The organism is Aporhodopirellula sallentina SM41, from assembly GCF_000346505.1.
Taxonomy (GTDB): Bacteria; Planctomycetota; Planctomycetia; order Pirellulales; family Pirellulaceae; genus Rhodopirellula; species Rhodopirellula sallentina.
Genome location: NZ_ANOH01000421.1, coordinates 1 through 1,819 on the forward strand (window position 1 = coordinate 1; position 1,819 = coordinate 1,819).

At 52.9% G+C, this 1,819-nt stretch carries 3 protein-coding genes; all 3 read left to right on the forward strand.

Features of this window, described 5'->3' with window-relative positions; genetic code table 11:
* The first annotated feature begins 349 nt into the window (after nucleotides 1-349).
* Nucleotides 350-646, forward strand: coding sequence for a secreted protein (locus RSSM_RS27305; protein ID WP_008687381.1), 297 nt, complete (start codon nucleotides 350-352; stop codon nucleotides 644-646).
* A 180-nt stretch (nucleotides 647-826) separates the two neighbouring features.
* Complete coding sequence (locus tag RSSM_RS27310) at nucleotides 827-1,291, forward strand: hypothetical protein (protein WP_236621429.1); 465 nt, start codon at nucleotides 827-829, stop codon at nucleotides 1,289-1,291.
* 55 nt (nucleotides 1,292-1,346) lie between these two features.
* On the forward strand, nucleotides 1,347-1,819 hold a 473-nt coding region (locus RSSM_RS35030), incomplete at its 3' end, for a hypothetical protein (protein ID WP_236621430.1).

The following is a 1,819-nucleotide window of genomic DNA, read 5'->3' on the forward strand; positions in this document are numbered from 1 at the left end:
TCTGAATCAAACTGCGAACGTTTTGCCCCATGCGTTGACACCCAACGCATGCAACGTACTACAGGGACAATCGCCAAATTGTGGCATCGGTGTTCTCAATACGATAGGATTCCAAAAAGCCCCCCCGCTTAGAGCGATAAGGATTGCACTGGGAAACCATTTCGTTGCACCGGAGGAAGCGTACTTTCCGATGCAGCGGGTCGCTTCGGTATGCTACCCCGCACCGCTACGCCCCCCGCTCTCGACTCTCTCTGGCACTATCGAGCTGAAGTTACTTAGCAGCGATGGCTTTGAACGACTTTCGGTACGCCCAAACCTCTAATCATTTCCCTCAATCTCGAAGCCAAACATGGACAACTCCCGCAAAGTATTCGCCGCTCTGTTCGTTTTCTCGGCGGTGGGCTTCGCCATTCTGCTGATCCGTTCAACGCCATCTGTGCACGCACACGACCCCAATGCGGAACAAATTGTTTACGAATACAAAGTTTCCGTGTTTCCTGTCAACGACCCGATCAAACAGGCTGAAATCCTGAATCGCAATGGAGCAAAGCGATGGGAATATGTCGGATTGATTCAACCACCGTACACGCAGAACGGAAAGCATTCCCCCAGAAGTTTTGTTGCCTTTCGCCGAGTCGCAGAATGAGCCACTCGCGTCTGGCTGCGTTCTCTTGGTTCGCCCAGCGACCGACAACGACTGCGCGAGCAAAGAGCGGTGGTGGAAACCGACTTTGCTTTCCAATCACTCTGGCTTTCCAATCACTCTGGCTTCCACTGCCCGGTAACGCCGACCGATCACTGACTGACAACTCAGGCCAATATACCGTTGTTTGCTTTAATCATGCTGCTGTTTCTTGCTGCCTTCGGCCTCGTCGCGTGGGCTGTGCACGTAGCAATCACAGGACGCATTCCAACATGGTCACGTTTGCTGTACTTCGCTGCCTTGACTGGCAGCGTCATTGCAGCGTACTTCACAACGTTTCACTACACCTATCTCGCGAACGCCAATACTCGGATCCACGGTTGGCCCGTCCCCACAGTAGTTTTCCAGCGTGATGGTTTGGGCAAACCGTGGCTCGACTTTGTGGGCCCCACAGTGATATTGGCATATCCGATGAACCTCGTGCTTTTTGCGTTCGTCCCCGCCCTGATGGTCTTGGTCGTCTTCTGGATTCGTGAGCATCCACAGATGACGTCAATAGATGCAACAGCACCTACGGAAGCCCAATCGGTTAACAAGCAAGGCATTTCCGACTCCACCAATCCTTACCATCCGCCGCTCGACACGTGATAGAGTTGCAGCGAGCCATTGGCTGCATCGGAACCAGGCTCGCAAGGTCTCACAAATGAAAAGTGACCGTTCCCTGACCGCTGATTGCCACCGCTATCCGAAAACAAAGACACAACCAGCACCTCTATTTATTTTGCCATTCATTTTCCTGTCGGCCTCCAGCGTGACCTCGTTGCATGCTGATGAACCAGCTCAGCGTGTCGCCGTGTATTTACTGGATCCAAGGGGAGCAATTTCCGGCACGAACACACTGCCAACAGAATGGAAAGGCGGCGCCGCGGACATCCTCGGAACTCGATACCTCAGTGCTAGTGAAGCGCATCGACTCAACAAACTCCTACGTATTGAATTGACCAATGACGACAACGTCCCGTTTTGCGGACATCGTCCGGCATATGCGGTAGTGACATCGACCAAAGGACAATCACCGAACTCTGTTACACTGTGCGGAGGTTGCTGGACGTGGGCCCAAAAGGGCAAACTTCGAGTGCTAGGCGGAAAACGAACTCTGGAATACTTAAATTCCCT

Coding starts and splice junctions, on each gene's coding strand:
- RSSM_RS27305 (WP_008687381.1), top strand. CDS start 350: ATGGACAACTCCCGCAAAGTATTCGCCGCTCTGTTCGTTTTCTCGGCG.